This window comes from Pseudomonas sp. zfem003 (genome assembly GCF_032621675.1).
Taxonomy (GTDB): domain Bacteria; phylum Pseudomonadota; class Gammaproteobacteria; order Pseudomonadales; family Pseudomonadaceae; genus Metapseudomonas; species Metapseudomonas otitidis.
Genome location: NZ_JAVYJG010000001.1, coordinates 353,349 through 370,786 on the forward strand (window position 1 = coordinate 353,349; position 17,438 = coordinate 370,786).

Below are 17,438 nucleotides of genomic sequence, written 5' to 3' on the forward strand. Positions count from 1 at the left end.
TGGAAGGTACGAACTGGAAGGGCTCAGGCCTTGAAGCGCCCCACCAGCCCATGCAGCTGCTCGGAGAGCTGGGCCAGCTCGTGGGAGTCGCGCCGCGCCGATTGCGCGAGGTTCTCCACCAGCAGCGCATCGTCCTGGATCTGCGCGATGTGGCGGTTGATGTCCTCGGCCACGTGGTGCTGCTCCTCGGCCGCCGTGGCGATCTGGGTGTTCTGGTCGCGGATGTGGTCCACCGCGCCACGGATCTGCTCGAAGCTCTTGCTGGCGAGATCGATGCGCTCGACGCTGGCGCGGGACATTTCCAGGCTGTTCTGCATCTGTCGGGTCACGTCCTGGGTGCGCCGGGCGAGGCCACCCAGCAGGCTGTCGATCTCGCCGGTGGACACGGCGGTGCGCTGCGCCAGGGCCCGCACCTCATCCGCCACCACGGCGAAGCCACGCCCCTGCTCGCCGGCCCGCGCGGCCTCGATGGCGGCGTTGAGCGCCAGCAGGTTGGTCTGCTCGGCGATGGAGCGGATGGTGTCGAGGATGGCGTTGATGTTCTGGCTGTCCTTCTCCAGCTCCTGGAGGGATTCGGCGGACTGCTTCAGGTTCTCGCTCAGGCGCAGCACGCTTTCGGTGGCGCCTTCGATCTGGGTCTGCCCGGTGTGCACCTGGCGCTGGCCGTCGTCGGCGGAGGTGGCCGCCGCGCTGCAGGAGCGCGCCACTTCGTTGGCGGTGGCCACCATCTCGTTGAAGGCGGTGGAGACCATCTCCACGGCGCCACGCTGACGCTCGGCGACATCGGTCATCTCGCGGGCCACGCGGGTGCTGCCCTCGGAGGTGTGCCGCAGGGCCGCCGAGGCTTCGACGATGCGCTGCACCAGCTGGCGGATGGCGCCGAGGAACTGGTTGAACCAGCCCGCCAGCACGGCGGTTTCATCCTTGCCGGTGACCGAGAGGCTGCGGGTCAGGTCGCCCTCGCCCTGGGCAATGCCTTCCAGGCCATCGGCCACGCTGCGGATCGGGTTGACGATGAGGTTGGCGAACACCGCCCCGACCACCGCGAAAAGCACGACGAGCACCGCCACGATGATGCCGATCTGCCAGGCCAGGGCGTTGGCCTTGGCCATCACCTCGCCGTGTTCGATCAGGCCGATGAAGTGCCAGCCGAGCCCCTGGGAGGCCCAGACGTTGGCCATGTAGCGCTTGCCGTTGAGTTCCACCTGAGCGGAGCCCTGGGTGACCGCCAGTTTGGCGTAGCCATCGCCGAGGTCCTTGAGGGGCTTGAAGTTATGAGCGGAATCGCTCGGGTCGACCAAGACGTTGCCGTTGTCTTCCACCAGCATCAGGTAGCCGGTTTCGCCGATGTGGATCTGCTTGACCAGGTCGGTGAGCTGCTTGAGTGACACGTCCAGCCCCACCACGCCCGAAAGCTTGCCCTGGGCGTCGTTCACGGTATGCACAGTACCGATCAGCACGGCGTCGTCGGGCGCCCAGTAATAGGCGGCGGTGCGCACGGTGGTGCCCGGCTTCGCCACGGCGGCCTGGTACCAGGGGCGCACGCGCGGGTCGTAGTTCTTCAGGGTCGGGTCGGCGGGCCAGGTGGCATAGCCCCCGTCGATGCGACCGTAGGATAGGTAGGCGGTGGTCGGGTGGGATTTGGCGAAGTTGCCGAAGAGCGTTTCCAATGCCTTGCTGGTGTCGGTCAGCGGGCGGCTGGCGGCGTCATCGCCGGTATAGATCTTCAGGTCCGTGGCGGCTGCCACTTCCGGCAACGAGGCGATGTACTCGACGTTCTCGCTGATGCCTCGAAAGAACATGGTCATGGCGTTGTCGATCTGGCGGATCTCGCGGTTGCTGCCATCGAGGAAGTCCGCCTCGGCCTGGGACCGCAGGTTGTAGATCACCACCACGGCGACCAGCAGGATGGGTACGCACGCGATGGCCGCGAAGGCCCAGGTCAGCTTCTGCTTGATGTTCATTCCAAGTGCTCTCGAGAGTGGGTGTTCGCCACGTGCGGTACGGCGCGTCGCGGAGGGGAACGACCCGGCTATCGGCGATGCCCTCGCCTCCTTGAGGTCGCATGTCGTCCGTGACAAAACGATGTCGTTTACCGACGACTACCGCTGGAGCATAGGAGGAAATGGCGGGGTTTCCACGGTGGTGCTCAGGACGCTTCCTCACGACGAAGACGCTGCAGAAACGTCTCGGCATCTGCAGCCCAATCACTCTGGGAATGCTGCTCTGGGTACAGATAAACGCCGTAGAGCGCACTTGCACGACAGGGAAGCCGCGAGTAGTCCCAGGCCTTGTCGTCGGAAAAAACAAAACCCTCGGTCAGCTCTGCCAACGCGCCGGCGTAGAGACCATGAGCCAGCTGGATCAGCGCAGACGCCCCAAAATACCGGCTGAGGCGCCAGTAGTAACCGAGGGACAGGCCGTCCTCAATGCTCGAAGTCAATGCCATGGCAGGTGGGTGGTCGGCACACAGCCCACGCCAATACTCACGCTCAGTATCGTCGACACGTTCCATCGACAGAGAAAACGCACTTCCATCTCGCTCATCGCAAACCAGCAACTGCTGCCCCACGTTCATGACAGACGCATGAGTAGGCGCGACCTGTGCAAGCAAGGGCCCTCCACCCTCCCGGACGGTAGCGGTCAACGTTCGTATGGCGGGAAGCCCCAGGAACGCGAGCCTTTCACGGACACGTCGAGCGCCCAACTCCAGCAATTCCCCCAGGCAGGGCCGGTGGGGCGAGCCCGGATAAACCTCGAACGAGACAGCCATGAATGCTCCCTGGAACACGAACGCAGACGAAACCGTTACCCCTGCGGCACGGTCCCCGGCCGCAGGTAGGCGAACATGTGCGCGACGTAGTCGGCCTTGCCCAGCGCCACGCCGTGGTGGCGAAGGATGGCGTAGGCGGTGATGGCGTGGAAGTAGAACTGCGGCAGGGCCCAGTCCCGGGCGTACTGCTCGGCGCCCATGTCGAAGACCATGCCGTTGGGCAGTTCCAGGGCGATGGGCGCGTCCATCCGGCCATCCAGCGCAGCCGGTTCCAGTGCAGCCAGTTCGGCCAGGGCATCGCGCAGGCACGCCTGGGCCTGCTCCAGCGTGCCGGGGTGGTCATGGGCGGCCCAGGCCTGGCGACGGCGTTCCAGCCAGCCTTCCGGGATCGCCAGGCCGCGCAGCCGGTAGCAGGGTTCCAGCGCCTGGAAGGCGGCGAAGCGCACCTGGGCAGCCAGCGGGTACATGTCGGGGGCCAGCTTCAGCGCCAGCCAGGCGTCGGCGTCCTCGCCGTGCTCACGGGCATGAAGGGAGGCTTTCTCCAGCCATTGGGCCAGGCTGTTCAGCTGGTTCGAGAAGGTCGGGACGAGCAGGTGCGTCAGTGACATGGCGAACTCCTGGTGCAGGGGTTCGCCACTCTACGACGCCCGCGCTGCCCCTGACCATCAGGCGGGGGCAGCGGCTCAGAAGGCGCGCACCACCTGGGCCCAGACGCGCGGCGTGCGTTCCACGTCGCTCTCGGCTTCGGCGTTGCCCAGCTTCCAGGCAGCCACGGCGTTGACCTGCCAGCCATGGGCCGCCCACAGGGCGCCGAAACCGGCGCCGGAGAGGCTGCGGTGGTTGTCATCCGAAGTCCAGGTGTCCTTGTTCAGGCGCACTTCGCCGTGGTCGACGAAGGTGGACAGCTGCCAGGCCTCGGTGAGGGCGTAGCGCAGCTCGACGTTGGCCAGCCAGCCCTGGTCGCCGGAAGCCTCGCCCTGGGGGTAGGCGCGAACGCCGTAGGCGCCACCCAGGTAGAGCTTCTCGGAGCTGTCCAGATTGCCGTCGGCCCACTGGCCCTGGAGCTGGGTGTAGAGGCTGAAGCGGTCGCTGAGGCGCTGCAGGCGCACCAGGCTGGGGTTGAGCTTGTGGAAGCGTCCACGGGTGCCAGCGGTGGCGTCGTCGGTGCGCTGGGCCTGGGCGCCGTCGAGGGTCAGGCTGCCCTGGCTCCAGCCGAGGGCGAAGCTGTTGACCCCGCCGCCGAGCAGGTCGTCACGGCTGTTGCCGTTGAGGGTCAGGGTGACGACGCGGGCGTGCTTGTCGCTCTTCTCGTCGAACAGGTCGATGTCGTCCTTCAGGCGCTTGTCGTCGAACTGCAGCTGGGTGAACAGGCTGAAGTCCCGCGAGCGCACCAGCGGCTGGATGGCGTAGACGCTGGCGATGCGCGCGTTGCCGTGGGCGCGCAGGTCCTCGAAGTCCTTGCCCAGCTCGTAGTCCATGTCCGAGTAGGCGACACCGAACTGGGTGGCCCAGGGGCCGAGCGGCAACTGGTAGGCCACGCGGCCGTAGTGCTGGTCCTGGTCGCTGCCCATGGCCCGCAGGCTGAGACGGTCGCCGAGGTTGAGCGGGTTGTTCAGGTTCAGGGTGCCGCCCAGGCGGTACTGGCCGACGAAGCGGTTGCCGTAGTTGTCCATGTCCACCGAGCCGGTGACCAGGGGCGCCTGCTGCAGGCCCACCAGCAGGTCGGTGGTGCCGGTGCTGGCACCGGGGCGCAGGGTGGACTTCACCTCCACGCCGGGGGTGTCCTGCAGCAACAGCAGGCTGCGTTCCAGCGGCTGGCCTTGTACCGCGTCGCCGGCCTTCAGCGCGGAAAGCGGCGCCAGGGCGCTGCCGCCCAGGCCCACCGGGTTGTCCACCTTGATCTCGCCGTAGCGCCCTTCCAGCACGGCGATCTTCACCACGCCGCCGTCGATCTCCTGGGCCGGCAGGTAGGCGCGCGCCAGGGGGTAGCCCTGCTCGCGGTATCGCCGGGTGATGCGGTTGGCGGCGGCCTGCAGCTGGCCGACGCTGAGCTCCTTGCCGGGCAGGTCCGCCAAGAGGCCCAGCAGCTCCTCGCTGCCCAGCGCGCTGTTGCCTTCCAGGGTGAAGCCGTTGACCTGCAGGCGCGGGCCGGCGTCCGCCGCAGGGTCGGCGGGTGCGTCCGGCAGGTTGAGCGGCAGGGACTGCCGGGGGCTGAGCTGCAGGGGTTGCTGGTCGAGGCCCTGCTGCACCTGGCCGGCATCCGGCGCGGTGGCGGCGGAGACGGACAGGCTGATCAGTGAGGCGGCAAGGCCTGCCAGCACGGGGGTCGAACGCATCTTCAGATTCCTTCGGGAAGACGAATGCCGTTGTTGACGAGGTTGAGCTGCGCGCCGAACTCGGCCGGTGCGAAGAGTGCCGGGGTGACCACCACCAGGGGCCGCTCGGTTTCGCTGCCAGGCTGTTTGCCGGTCATCTGCGCCACCTGCACGCGCGGATCGCTGACGGTGCTGGAAGGCAGGGTCCCGGTGACGGTGAGCAGGCCGTCGACATAGCTGATGTCGTAGTTGGCCAGGCCACTGCCCAGGGCGTTGCTGGCGACGATGGCGTAGTTGCCGGCCGCAGCCCCTGCCCCGGCACCGCTGCTGGCCAGGCTGACACCGCTGACCTGGTCCCCCGCCACCAGCCCGGCGGTGGTGAAGCCGCTGAGGTTCGCCACCTGGCCGGCGGTCTTGCTGGCGTTGCTGGCGGTGATGGTGAGCGCGGCCTTGTCGATGGTCAGGGTGCCGGCGAGCATCTCGATGTCATAGCCGAACTGGCTGGAATAGAGCCCGCTCGCGCGCAGGTTGGCGCCGCTGTAGGTGCCGGCGTTGGCGCTGTTGGCGGTGTAGAGGGCGCTGCCGGAAACCAGGGCCGGGTCGTAGCCGATGGGGTACACCAGGGCGCCGGTGCTGCTGGTGGCGCTGCCGTCGTAGGTCTTGCTGGCGTTGCCGACGTTGACGCTGAGGGCAGTCATGAAGCTGCGCAGCAGCGGCGCGCTGTGGCCCTCGTACATGCGCCAGGTGGCGCCCGTGCCACCGGCATCATCGATGCTCCAGCCGGCCGCCACGAAGGGCGCCAGGCTGGTGAGCTGGGCGCTGGTTAACCCGGAGATGCCGCTGCCATTGCCGGCCCCGGCGCCCTGGACCAGGCCGCTGGTGGTGGTGTTCCAGAAGCTGCCGGTGGCGGTGCCGACATTGCTGCCCACCAGACCGCCGACCGCGCCGACGCTGGAGCTGGCCGTGCCTGTGGAATAGACACGCAGCAGGCTGCCGTCGTTGAACCCGACCAGGCCGCCTGCCGTGGCGCTGCCCTGGGCGCTGCCGGTGGCGTAGCTGTCGCGGATGGTGCCGGTGCTGGCGTTGCTGCCGGCCAGGCCGCCGCCATTCAGGCCGCCGCTGGCGCTGCCCGTGGCCAGGGACTCGCTGAGGGTCCCGGCGTTGGTGCCGACCAGGGCGCCGACGTTGCCCGTGCCGGTGACGGCGGTGTCGCTGCTGACCCGCTCGACCACCCCGGCGGCGGCGTTGTAGCCCACCAGGGCACCGGTGTAGCTGCCACCGGCCACGCTGCCACCCACCAGGTTGAGGTTGCCGACGTAGCCGGCGTTGTAGCCGAACAGGCCGCTGTAGGTGCTGCCGGGACGGTTGATGGCCAGGCCGCTGATGCGATGCCCCTGCCCGTCGAACCGGCCGGTGAAGGGGTTGGCCAGGCTGCCGATGGAGAGGAAGCCGGTGCCGCTGTTCCACAGCGCGCTGCTGGAGGCATTGATGTCGTTCGCCAGGACGAAGCGGCTGCCCGCCAGGCTGGTGGAGGCCAGGCCCTGCAGGCCATAGACATCGGTGATGCGATACGGCGTGGCGAGGCTGCCGTCACCGCCCAGGGCGCGCACGAAGGTGGCACCGGGGCTGAGGCGGAAGTCGGTGACGCTGAAGCTGGGCAGGCTGGCGGCCACCTGGCTCCAGGTGCCGCCGGTGAGATTCAGCACGCCGAGGTTGACGCCCCCGTTGCTGGTCGTGGTGCCGGCAGCAGAGAGGGTCAGGCTGCCGTTGGCGGCGTCGATGCCATCCCCCAGCAGGACGTTGCCGCCATTGCTGGTGCTGAGGGTCAGCCCGGCGTTGTCGCCCCAGGTCAGGCGGTCGGCCACGTTGAGGTTGCCGCCTGCCGACAGCTGGCGGGTGCCGCTGATGCCGAAGGCACCGCCGCTGTCGAGGCTGAGCAGGCCGCCGGAGCCGAGGTTGGTGTCCAGGCTGTAGTTGGCGGCGCTGGCAGCCAGGTAGAGGCCGTAGCCGCTGCTGGTGAGGGCTGAGAAGTCGCTGGACGAGAGGAACGCCAGGTCGGCATCGGCATAACTGCCGCGCGCGGCCAGGTAGCGGCTGCGGGTCGCCGAGAGGCTGCCCTGCCCCGTGGCCAGGCGCGCGGCGGAGCTGTAGACGTCCAGCCCCTGGATGCCGTTGGTGCCGATCACGTCGCCGAAGCCGGCACCGGTGTCGACGTTGCCATCCAGGTAGGCGATGGCGCCGTTGGCATCCAGGCCGCTGGCATCGCTGAGGATGTAGTAGTAGCCGTCCGCCCCGCTGCTGCCGCTGCCGATGGCAACGCCGCCGGATACGGCGGTCAGCGTCACGCCCGCCAGGGCCGTGCTGCCGCCATTGCTGAAGGCCTTGCCGCTGATGGCGATGGGCGTGGTGCTGTAGCGCCAGGTGAAGTACGGGTAGAGGTTGGCGCCGGTGCCCCATATGGAGGAGGAGAAGCCGGACGGCAGCCCACCCTGGAGTTGCGCGGTGGTACGCCCGGTGATGCCGGTCATCAGGCCGCCGAACGCGGCCTGCGACTGGCCACTGGTCTGGGTGTTCCAGTAGGCGTTGCTGATGGCGCCGTTGGTACCGTTGTTGTAGCCGACGAAGCCACCCAGCTGGGTGCCGCCGGCGACGTAGCCGGTGGAGTAGCTGTTGCTGATGGTGCCGTTGATGAAATTGACCCCGGCGAAGCCGCCGATGTTGCTCGCAGAGCCCTGGCCGATCACCGCGCCGGTGGCGTAGGAGTCGGTGATGCTGCCTTCGTTGTGGCCGACGAAACCGCCGACTGGCCCCGACGACGCCCTCACCGTGCCGGTGGCGTAGGACTGGCTGATGGAGCCACCGTCGCCGCTGTAGCCGTTGGCGCCCACCAGACCACCGACATAGCCGAGGTTGGCGGTCGTGTTGGTGCCGGTGACGTTACCGGTGGCATAGGAGCGGGTGATGCTGCCGCCGTTGACGTTGAAGCCGACCAGGCCACCGACCTGGTAGCCGGCCCCGGTGACATTGCCGGTGGCGGAGGCATCGGCGATGGCGCCGCTGTCGTTGGTGCCCACCAGCCCGCCGGTATTGGCTTCGCTGGTGCTGGTGCCGTTGACCGTGGTGCTGGCCGACGCGTTGCCGAGGGTGCCGCCCTGCATGTAACCGACCAGGGCACCGACGTTGTCTCTGCCGGTGACGTTGCCGCCCACCAGCTTGACGTTGGCCAGGGTCGCGCCGGAGGTGTAGCCGAACAGGCCGACATAGTCGGTGGCCGCGCGGTTGATGGCCAGGCCGCTGATGCTGTGGCCCTGCCCATTGAAGCTGCCGGTGAATTGCTGTGCGTTGCTGCCGACCGGGCGGAAACCCGACGCGCCCCATACCTCGCCGTAGTAGCCGCCGCTGGCGGCCATGGCGCTGGCCAGGCTCAGGTCGGTGCCCAGACGGTAACTAGCTGTCAGGTCCAGCCCCATCAGTTGCAGGGCGTGGGGGGTGAAGAGGGTCGTGGAGTATTCGTTGCGCAGCATCGGCCGGGTATCGCCTTCGAACATCACCCACATGTTGGTGAAGTCGAAGCCGGTGTAGGCCGACTGGTTGCGCACGGCGCTGGTCAGGCCGGTACCGCCGCCCAGGGAGCTGGACTGGCCGGTGCTGTTGATGTCCCAGTAGCTGGTGTTGACGGTGATGGTGGGCAGGTAGCCGCCACCGATCAGGCCGCCCGTGGTGGTGTAGCCGGTGACCTTGCCGCTGGCGTAGGTGTTGGTCAGCGTCGCGCTGGAGATCACCTCGCCCAGCAGCCCACCCGCAAACGCACTGGTGTTGCTGACCGTGGCGGTGACCGAGCCGGTGGCATAGGAGTCGGCCATGGCAATGCTCTGGACGCTGCCCGCCAGCCCGCCCACCACGGTCAGGCCGGTCACGTCGGCGGCCGAGGACGAGTAGCGGATGATGCCGTTGTTGACCGTGCCGGCCAGGCCGCCGACGAAGGCCCCGGAGCCGGACACGCTGCCGGTCATGTGGACGTTGCTGAGGGTGCCGCCAAGGGTGGCGGCGATACCGCCGACGTTCATCTGGCCGGTGATGCGGGCATTCGACAGGGTCAGGTCACGGACGTTGCCGCTCACGGTGCGGAACAGCCCGACGTCGCTCTCCGACCCGCGGTTGATGGTCAGCTTGTCGATGCTGTGGCCAAGGCCGGCGAAGTTGGTGCTCGCCCCATCCAGCGGGTTGAAGCCGGCGCCACCGTTCCAGCCCGCGGTGGCGCTGGCGTCGATGTCGTTGCCCAGGGCGTAGAAGCCCGTGCTGGTGATGTTCTGCAATGCGCCGATGTCATGGATCAGGACGTAGCCGGTGCCCGCCAGGCTGAGGCTGGCATTGCTGCCGGACAGGGTCACGCGGGCGCCCTTGTTCAGGCTGTAGCTGCCGCTGTAGGACATGGACAGCCCGGCGTTGTTGCCGGTGGCGGTGATGTCCTTGTTGATGATGATGCTGCCGGCGGCGTTGAGCGCCAGTACGGTGTTGGCGTTCCAGCTGATGGGCGCGTCCACGGTGATGTTGCCGGCCTGGCTGCCGCCGACGCCGGTGGTCACCGTCACCCCGGTGCTGGCCAGGGCGTTGGTGAGTGTGGTGACGTTGAGCACGCTGTCGTTGGCGTTGCCGTTGAAGCCGCCCATTCCGGAGCTGGTGGCGTTGGAAATGGTCACGTTGTAGGGGTCGATCAGCCACTCGCCGGTCTTGCCCTTGGGCGCCAGGGTGGTGACCTTCACGTCGTCGGCGATCTGCACGTGGGCACCACTGGTCTCGATGAAACCGCCGTTGCCGCCGTTGGGCGCGCTGGCATCGAGGGTGCCGGCCACCTTGACCACGCCGCCGTCGAAGTCGCCCATGAGCATGATCTTGCCGTCCTTCTGGCCCAGGGTGCGGGCCTCGATGACACCGGTGTTGTTGACCACGGTCTTGAGCAGCGCATCGCCCGCGTCGGCGGTGAGCAGCACCTTGCCGCCGTCGGCGCGGATCAGCTTGTGGTTCTCCACCAGCGCATCCGCTGCCGCCTCGTCCACCTGGACCTTGAGCAGGCCGTCACCGGCGAAATCCAGGGTCATGGCATTGCCGGCCGCCAGGGCCACGCTGCCCTGCTGGGCGACGATCACCCCCTGGTTGCTGACGGTGCCACCCAGCAGCGCCACGGCGCCGCCGTCGGCTGCGCTGAGGGTGCCCTGGTTGACCACGGCCGCCGGCGTGCCGTCGCCCTTGAAGCGGTAGTGGCCGCGTTCGAAATCCTGCGGGTCGATGTCCAGGGTCGAGGCTACCAGGCCGCCGACCTGGACCTGGGCACCGCTGCCGAACAGCACGCCGTTGGGGTTGACCAGGAACACCCGGCCGTTGGCATCCAGCTGGCCCATGATCTTCGAACCGTCGCTGCCCACCACGCGGTTGAGGGCGATGGCGTCACTGCCGGGCTGGTTGAAGGTCACCCGCTTGCCGGCGCCGATGTCGAAGCTCTGCCAGTTGATCGCCAGCTTGTTGCTGGACTGGTCGATGACCATCTGCTGGGCGTTGGGCTGGCTGATGGCGCCACTGCCGGAAACCACCTGGCCGCCAGTGGGCAGGTCGGCCGCCAGCGCCGCCACCGGAGCCAGCAGCGCGCACGCCAGGACCGCGCCGGACCCCGCCTTGCGCCGCCGGGCATGCTCATCGGCGACACACCAGGCACGCAGACGGGGATTCCAGACAAGCGAGAAGGCTCGATTCATGGCAGCAGTCCTTTGACGGCAAGAAAGGGCTCGGGAAAACCGCCGCTGTATACCACGCCGACTTTTGCGTAGGAATTGGCTGTCAGAAATTTTTTACAGTGAATATTTTTGACGTCAACTGATTGACTCGAACACCCGCGTTTCGTCCGCCATGACCCGGTTACGCCCGGCCTGCTTGGCCTGGTAGAGCAAGGCGTCCGCGCGCTTGAGCACGTCCTGCACGCTGCGCCCACCTCGAGGTGACCAGTGCACCACACCGAGAGACACGGTGATCTGGCCGACAGGCGCGATCGGCGTGGCCTCCTGCCGGCCGCGGAAGCGCTCGGCCACCTCCGCCGCCGTGCGCAGGGGCGCCTCGGGCAGCAGCAGGATGAACTCCTCGCCGCCGACACGACACGGCAGGTCCCGCTCCCGGCAACCCTGGCGCAACAGGTCGGCGAACTGGCGCAGCACATCGTCACCCGTGTCGTGGCCGAAGGTGTCGTTGACCCGCTTGAAGTGGTCGATGTCCAGGCTGATGACGGAGAACGGCGTGCCCAGCCGCTGCCAGGCCTGCAAACGCTCTTCCATGGCGCGCCGGTTGGCCAGCCCGGTGAGGGGGTCGCTCTTGGCCTGCAGGTCCAGTTGGCCGAGCTTGGCCCGGGTCACTTCCAGGCCCGCCAGCAGTGCCTGTTTGATCATCCACGCTTCGGCATACCAAGCCTTCACCCGCAGGGCCTTCTCCGCCCGCTCCGGCTGCGCGGCACTCTCGGCCAGTTGCCGCAGGGGGCGGCTGATGCGCGCGGAGATCCAGAGAATCAGTCCCACGCCCAGCAGGCTCATGGGCAGCAGCCCGGCCAGCAGGCGCTTCATCAGCTCTTCCACGGCCGCCTGAGTCTCGGCCAGGGGCTGCTGCGCCACCACGCCCCAGCCACTCAACGGCACGCTGGCGTAGCCGGCGAGCATCTCCACGCCCCGCGTGTTGACCGCCTGCATGGCGCCGCTCTCACCCTTGAGCACCGCGTCGACGATGGGGTTGGCGCCCAGCCGCTCGCCAACGCGGCTGGCGTCGGGGTGGAACAGCACCTTGCGGTCCGGGTCCACCAGGTAGACGTTGGAGGCGTCGTGGTGGAAGTGCTGGCTGACGAGCGAATCCAGGGCATTGGGCTTGCCCAGGTAGATGGTGCCGCCGATCAGCCCCAGGTACTGGCCGTCGTGCCCCCAGATGGGGTGGGAGACGAAGACGATGAGGTTGCCCGCCAGGGAGCGGAATGCCGGGCTGACCATCGCCCGGCGCTGCTGCAGGGCCTCCCGCGAGCGCAGGGCCTGGCCGTTGATGCCCAGGCTGTCTGGCTTGGAGGCCACCACGGTGCCCTCGGCGTTGGCCACCAGCACGGTGTTGAAGCCGTGGTCCTGCATCAGCAGGCGCTCGGCCTCCAGCGCCATCTGCTTCGTGTCGCCCGGCACGTTGCCCAGCAGTGTGGCGCTGAAGCGCAGGCGTTCCAGGTCTCCGGACAGGCTTTCATTGATGCTGGCGGCGAGCTTGGCCGCGTAGGCACGGTTGGCCTCCAGGGCGTTCTGCACCAACGCCTGGCGCTGGATGCCGTAGGTCACCAGCAGGTTATTGGCGAGCGTCGCCAGGGTCGCGGCAAGGGCGAACAGGAGAATGAGGCTGCGCAGGTTGAGCTTGGGGGGCGGCCCGAACGGCATGGGTCATGTCCCGATGGGCGATCACTCGAAGGGGACTGCGATCCGTGCAGCAGGTCCTTGGGGCAATCGCATCGTAAAGGTGGGCAAGCGGGCTTTGGACGAGGCCATCACAGGCCCGGTAAAAGCCCGGAAAACGTGTGGATTTTACGCTTCGGCCAAGGCGAAACCAAGGCCGAAACAGCGCAGTGCCATCACCCACGCGCCACAGAAGTCGGCGCTGCCGCTGCGCTCGGCGCCGGGCTGGCAGGCCGGAGGCGGGACACGCCGAACAGCACCAGGGCCAAACCCGCCACCTGGTAGAGCGACACCGCCTCGCCCAGCACCGCCCAGGACGCGAGGATGGTCAGCACCGGCCCCAGGTTGCCCACTGCAGCCGTCTGGGTCGCGCCCATGCGCTGGATCGCCAGGGCCATCCAATAGATCGGCAGCACCGTCGAGAGCAGCGCCATGAGCGCGGCATAGAGCCACACCTGCGCCGGCAGGTGCGTCAACTGGGTGATATCGGCCGTGATTGCGTAGTGCACCAGCACCATCAGCGCCGAGGCGCTCCCGGCCAGGCCGGCCAGGCGCATCGAGCCCAGGCGCCGCAGCATCATCCCCGCCCCCAGGTAATAGAGGGCGTAGGTCACCGCGCTGGCGAACACCCAGGCCGAGCCCACCAGCACCTGGCTGCCCAGGGTCGAGGTGCTCACGTCGTGGAACAGCGCCACCCCCAGCCCGGCATAGCAGATGCCCATGGCCAGCAAGGTGCGGCTGCCGGGGCGCTCGCGCAGGGCAACCATCTGGAACAGCATCACCAGGGTCGGGTAGGTGAACAGGATGAGCCGCTCCAGGCCGGCGCTGATGGACTCCAGCCCATAGAAGTCGAACAGGCTGGAGAGGTAGTACCCCACCAGCCCCAGCAGCAGGATGCGCCCTCCATCGGCGGGCGACAGGCGCGCCTCGCCCGTCCCGCGGCTCAGCCACAGCAGCCAGGCGAACAGCGGCAGTGCCAGCCCCATGCGCAGCGCCAGCACGGTGATCGCATCCACCGGGGCGGCGGCGTAGGACAGCTTGACGAAGATCGCCTTGAGGCTGAAGCCCGCCGCCGAGAGCACGGCGAACAGGCTGCCGTTGCGCAGGCCGCGCTGGTACAGGGAAAACAGAGCGTTCATGAGGCAGGCCATCAGCAGGTAGAGCCTTATTCTGGACAGAACGCGAGAGGGCTAGAATCGGTTTTTCCAGAACCACCCCTTATAGAAATCAGAACGCCATGCACTTCGACCTGTCCGACCTGCGCCTGCTGAGCGCCATCGCCGCCACCGGCAGCCTGAGCAAGGCGGCGGCCACCTTCCCCGTGGCGGTCTCTGCGGCCAGCACCCGGTTGCGCCAGTTCGAATCCCGCTGCGGCATCACCCTCTTCACCCGCCGCGCGGATGGCATGACGCCCACACCCTCGGGCCGCCTGGTGCTGGAGCGCTGCCACGCGCTGCTCAACGAAGCCCAGGGGCTCAAGGTGCTGCTGGAGGAACTGGCCGGCCAGCAGCGCGTCGTCGTCCACCTGGCCGCCACCACCGTGGCCAACAGCTCCTTTCTGCCGGGCGCCCTCGGCCCCTTCCTGGCGGACTACCCCGAGGTGGACCTGCAGCTCACCGAGCAGACCAGCCGCGATGTGCTGCGGGGCGTGCAGGCCGGCGACATCGACATCGGCGTGTACGACGGCAACCTGCCCACCGGCGGGCTGATCTCCCTGCCCTTCCGCGACGACCGCCTGGTGATGCTGGTGCCTGCCGGCCACGCCCTCGCGCCGCTGCGCAGCGTCCACCTGCGCGACACCCTGGGCTACCCCTTCGTGTGTCTGCCGGCGGAGCGCTCCATGCAGCGCTTCGTCGAGGAAATGGCCCGGCAGAACGGCCTGCCGCTGATGGTGCGGGTCCGCGCACCAAGCTTCGACGCCATCGCCCAGCTGGTGGCCCAGGGCGCCGGCATCGCCATGCTTCCGGAGGTCGCCGCCCACCGCCTGACCCAGGAGCTGCCGGTGGCCATCGCCACCCTGGAGGACACCTGGGCCACCCGCGAGCTGCGCCTGTGCATCCGTGGCACCGATGGCCTCGGCTCCCACGCCCGGCAGTTGCTCGGCTACCTGTCGCCGGGGTGAGGCGCAGTTGCCCCGGGTGGGCTTTTCTGCTGGGATGCCGCCTCACTTTCAACGGAGCATTCCCATGGCGACCTATCGCGAGCTGTTCGACATCGGCCAGTCCTACACCGAGTTCGTCGGCAGCGGCCTGCCGGCCGAGACCGCCGCAGCCGCCGCCATCGCCCAGCGCCTGGAAGACCAGGGGCCGGCCGCCACGCTGCTGCAGCGCATCGAGCAGATCGAACGCCGCTACCACCTGCTGGTGGTGGGCGAGATGTGGTGCCCGGACTGCCAGATCAACGTCACCGTGCTGGACGACCTGTGCCGCCGTCAGCCCCGCATCGACCTCGCGGTGATCACCAAGGGCCGCGCCGAAGACGACCTCAAGACCCGCCTGGGCCTGGAGCGCATCGCCATTCCCCTGGTGGTGGTGCTGGACGAGGCCTTCGAACCCGCCGGGCTGTTCATCGAGCGGCCGCGCCTCGTCCGCGAGGGTGACGAGGCCGTGCTGCGCGCCTACAAGGCCGGCGAACACCTCGACGCCACCCTGGCCGACGTGCTCGAACTCATCGAACAGGCCGAGCAGCGCTAGGCCCTCGCGCCTGCTCGCCGTCACCACCACGGCAAACAGGCATCGCGGAATCGAATTGTCCGGCCGCTTCGTGGTCAACTCCTCTGACCCGGCCATCCTCGCTGCTGCCCCTCGGAATCCTGACATGGACGCTACCCCCTTCCCCGCCGCCCCCGGGCCGATGAGCCAGCAGGTGCGCCAGCACGACTGGTCCCGCACCCCGCTCGGCCCGATCGAGCACTGGCCCGAGGCGCTGCGCATCAGCGTCGACACCATCCTGTCCTCGCACTTCCCCTGCTGCCTGGTATGGGGGCCGCAGCGCATCTCCATCTACAACGACGGTTTCGTGCCCATCCTCGGCAACAAGCACGAGCCGCTCGGCCGGCCCTTCGACGACATCTGGCGCGAAGCCTGGGACAGCATCGGCCCCATCGCCGAGCGGGCCTACCAGGGCCAGGCCACCTTCATCGAGGATTTCCCCGTGGAGCTGGACCGCCACGGGCGACCGGAGATGAGCTATTTCACCTTCTGCTACAGCCCGCTGCGGGACGCCGACGGCCGGGTGCTGGGCATGCTCGACACGGTGATCGAGACCACCTCCCGGGTCACCGCCGAGCGCCAGTTGCGCCAGCTCACCCACAACCTGGAGCGCCAGGTGGCCGAGCGCACCCGCGACCGCAACCGCCTGTGGAACCTCTCGCCGGACATCATGCTGGTGTCGCGCCAGGACCTGGTGATCACCGCCGCCAACCCCGCCACGCAGAACATCCTCGGCTGGAGCGAAGCCGAGCTGGTGGGCAGCAACTGCCTGGACCTGGTGCACCCCGACGACCTCGCCGACGCCTGGGCCGCCATCCACAGCCTGATCCAGGGCGAGCCCCTGCGGGACTACGCCAGCCGCATGCGCCATCGCGATGGCAGCTACCGCTGGATCAACTGGTCCTCCTCCTCGGGCGACGGCTTCATCAGCGCCATCGGCCGCGACACCACCGAGGAACGCGCCCGCGCCGACGCCCTGCGCCAGGCCGAGGAGCAACTGCGCCAGAGCCAGAAGATGGAGGCCGTCGGCCAGCTCACCGGCGGCCTCGCCCATGACTTCAACAACCTCCTCGCCGGCATCAGCGGCAGCCTGGAGCTGCTGCGCCTGCGCATCGCCCAGGGGCGCACCGAGGACCTTAACCGCTACATCGACATCGCCCGCAGCGCCGCCGAACGCGCCGCCACCCTCACCCACCGCCTGCTCGCCTTCTCCCGCCGCCAGGCCCTCGATCCGCGCCCCACCGACGTCAACCAACTGGTCGCGACGCTGCACGAACTGATCAGCCGGACCATGGGCCCGAACATCGAGGTGGAGTGCGTCGACGGCCCGGACCTGTGGACGGTGCTGGTGGACCCGAACCAGCTGGAAAGCGCCCTGCTCAACATCTGTATCAACGCCCGCGACGCCATGCCCAACGGCGGCCGCCTGTGCATCGGCAGCAATAATGTCGTGCTCGGCGCCCAGGCTGCCGGCGAGCGCGGGCTGGAACCGGGGGACTACCTGGTGCTGATGGTCAGCGACACCGGCAGCGGCATGAGCGAGGACGTCATCAGCCGAGCCTTCGAACCCTTCTTCACCACCAAGCCGGTGGGCCAGGGCACCGGCCTCGGGCTCTCGATGGTGTACGGCTTCGCCCGGCAATCCGGCGGGCAGGTGCGCATCGCCTCCACCCTCGGCCAGGGCACCAGCCTCAGCCTCTACCTGCCCCGCCACCACGGCGAGGCAGAGCCCGCGCCAACACCCCGCCCGGTTGAAATCCCCCGCGCCGAGCAGTGCACCACCGTACTGGTGGTGGACGACGAAGCGCCCCTGCGCCAGCTGATGCGCGAAGTGCTGGAAGACCTCGGCTACCAGATGCTCGAAGCCGCGGACGGCCCCGGGGCCCTCGCCCTGCTTGCCGGCGAGCGAGCGGTCGACCTGCTGCTGGCCGACGTCGGCCTGCCGGGGGGCCTGAACGGCCTGGAACTGGCCCGCCGCGCCCGCCTGCAACGCCCGGACCTGAAGGTGCTGTTCATCACCGGCTACGCCCAGAACGCCCCGTTCGGCAACGAACCCCTGCCCCCGGGGATGGAGGTCATGGCCAAGCCCTACGCCATCGACGCCCTGGCCAACCGCATCCGCCTGCTGCTCAAAGCCCCACCATCCGGCCAGCCCCCCGCCGAAGCCGGCCTGCGGGCGGTCTAG

General features: G+C 68.5%; 9 protein-coding genes and 2 pseudogenes. 3 read left to right on the plus strand and 8 right to left on the minus strand.

What is annotated here, in order from left to right:
- Positions 1–23 precede the first annotated feature (23 nt).
- The 8 genes and pseudogenes from RTK35_RS30435 to RTK35_RS01635 all read right to left on the minus strand — a co-directional run.
- A pseudogene (locus RTK35_RS30435) lies at positions 24–545 on the minus strand (methyl-accepting chemotaxis protein); the annotation flags it as partial.
- Between the two features lie 333 nt (positions 546–878).
- Positions 879–1,964 (minus strand): annotated as a pseudogene (locus RTK35_RS30440) (cache domain-containing protein); the annotation flags it as partial.
- Positions 1,965–2,149: 185 nt separating this feature from the next.
- A complete protein-coding gene (locus RTK35_RS01610; RefSeq protein ID WP_316907206.1) occupies positions 2,150–2,773 on the minus strand; it encodes a hypothetical protein in 624 nt (207 codons plus the stop codon).
- Between the two features lie 35 nt (positions 2,774–2,808).
- Entirely contained in the window at positions 2,809–3,381 is a 573-nt protein-coding gene (locus RTK35_RS01615; RefSeq protein ID WP_316907207.1) for a DUF1993 domain-containing protein, read from the minus strand.
- 75 nt (positions 3,382–3,456) lie between these two features.
- Positions 3,457–5,109: a ShlB/FhaC/HecB family hemolysin secretion/activation protein gene (locus RTK35_RS01620; protein ID WP_316907208.1), complete on the minus strand. Its 1,653-nt coding sequence runs from the start codon at positions 5,107–5,109 to the stop codon at positions 3,457–3,459.
- Between the two features lie 2 nt (positions 5,110–5,111).
- On the minus strand, positions 5,112–10,838 hold the full coding sequence (locus RTK35_RS01625; RefSeq protein ID WP_316907209.1) for a filamentous hemagglutinin N-terminal domain-containing protein: 5,727 nt from the start codon (positions 10,836–10,838) through the stop codon (positions 5,112–5,114).
- 114 nt (positions 10,839–10,952) lie between these two features.
- On the minus strand, positions 10,953–12,527 hold the full coding sequence (locus RTK35_RS01630; protein WP_316907210.1) for a sensor domain-containing diguanylate cyclase: 1,575 nt from the start codon (positions 12,525–12,527) through the stop codon (positions 10,953–10,955).
- A gap of 191 nt (positions 12,528–12,718) precedes the next feature.
- Positions 12,719–13,681, minus strand: a complete 963-nt coding sequence (locus tag RTK35_RS01635) for a DMT family transporter (RefSeq protein ID WP_309040928.1) — start codon at positions 13,679–13,681, stop codon at positions 12,719–12,721.
- Between the two features lie 98 nt (positions 13,682–13,779).
- Between RTK35_RS01635 and RTK35_RS01640 the strand changes: the two genes are divergently transcribed.
- The 3 genes from RTK35_RS01640 (at position 13,780) to RTK35_RS01650 (ending at position 17,438) form a co-directional block, all read left to right on the plus strand.
- Positions 13,780–14,664 (plus strand): LysR substrate-binding domain-containing protein, encoded by an 885-nt coding sequence (locus RTK35_RS01640; RefSeq protein WP_316907211.1) that lies wholly within the window; start codon positions 13,780–13,782, stop codon positions 14,662–14,664.
- Positions 14,665–14,728: 64 nt separating this feature from the next.
- Positions 14,729–15,235 (plus strand): thioredoxin family protein, encoded by a 507-nt coding sequence (locus RTK35_RS01645; RefSeq protein ID WP_316907212.1) that lies wholly within the window; start codon positions 14,729–14,731, stop codon positions 15,233–15,235.
- A 124-nt stretch (positions 15,236–15,359) separates the two neighbouring features.
- Positions 15,360–17,438, plus strand: a complete 2,079-nt coding sequence (locus tag RTK35_RS01650; RefSeq protein ID WP_316907213.1) for a PAS domain-containing sensor histidine kinase — start codon at positions 15,360–15,362, stop codon at positions 17,436–17,438.

What these genes read in the sequence shown, in the direction of transcription:
- RTK35_RS01610 (WP_316907206.1), bottom strand. Translation starts at nt 2,773, where the DNA reads ATGGCTGTCTCGTTCGAGGTTTATCCGGGCTCGCCCCACCGGCCCTGC.
- RTK35_RS01615 (WP_316907207.1), bottom strand. Translation starts at nt 3,381, where the DNA reads ATGTCACTGACGCACCTGCTCGTCCCGACCTTCTCGAACCAGCTGAAC.
- RTK35_RS01620 (WP_316907208.1), bottom strand. Translation starts at nt 5,109, where the DNA reads ATGCGTTCGACCCCCGTGCTGGCAGGCCTTGCCGCCTCACTGATCAGC.
- RTK35_RS01625 (WP_316907209.1), bottom strand. Translation starts at nt 10,838, where the DNA reads ATGAATCGAGCCTTCTCGCTTGTCTGGAATCCCCGTCTGCGTGCCTGG.
- RTK35_RS01630 (WP_316907210.1), bottom strand. Translation starts at nt 12,527, where the DNA reads ATGCCGTTCGGGCCGCCCCCCAAGCTCAACCTGCGCAGCCTCATTCTC.
- RTK35_RS01635 (WP_309040928.1), bottom strand. Translation starts at nt 13,681, where the DNA reads ATGAACGCTCTGTTTTCCCTGTACCAGCGCGGCCTGCGCAACGGCAGC.
- RTK35_RS01640 (WP_316907211.1), top strand. Translation starts at nt 13,780, where the DNA reads ATGCACTTCGACCTGTCCGACCTGCGCCTGCTGAGCGCCATCGCCGCC.
- RTK35_RS01645 (WP_316907212.1), top strand. Translation starts at nt 14,729, where the DNA reads ATGGCGACCTATCGCGAGCTGTTCGACATCGGCCAGTCCTACACCGAG.
- RTK35_RS01650 (WP_316907213.1), top strand. Translation starts at nt 15,360, where the DNA reads ATGGACGCTACCCCCTTCCCCGCCGCCCCCGGGCCGATGAGCCAGCAG.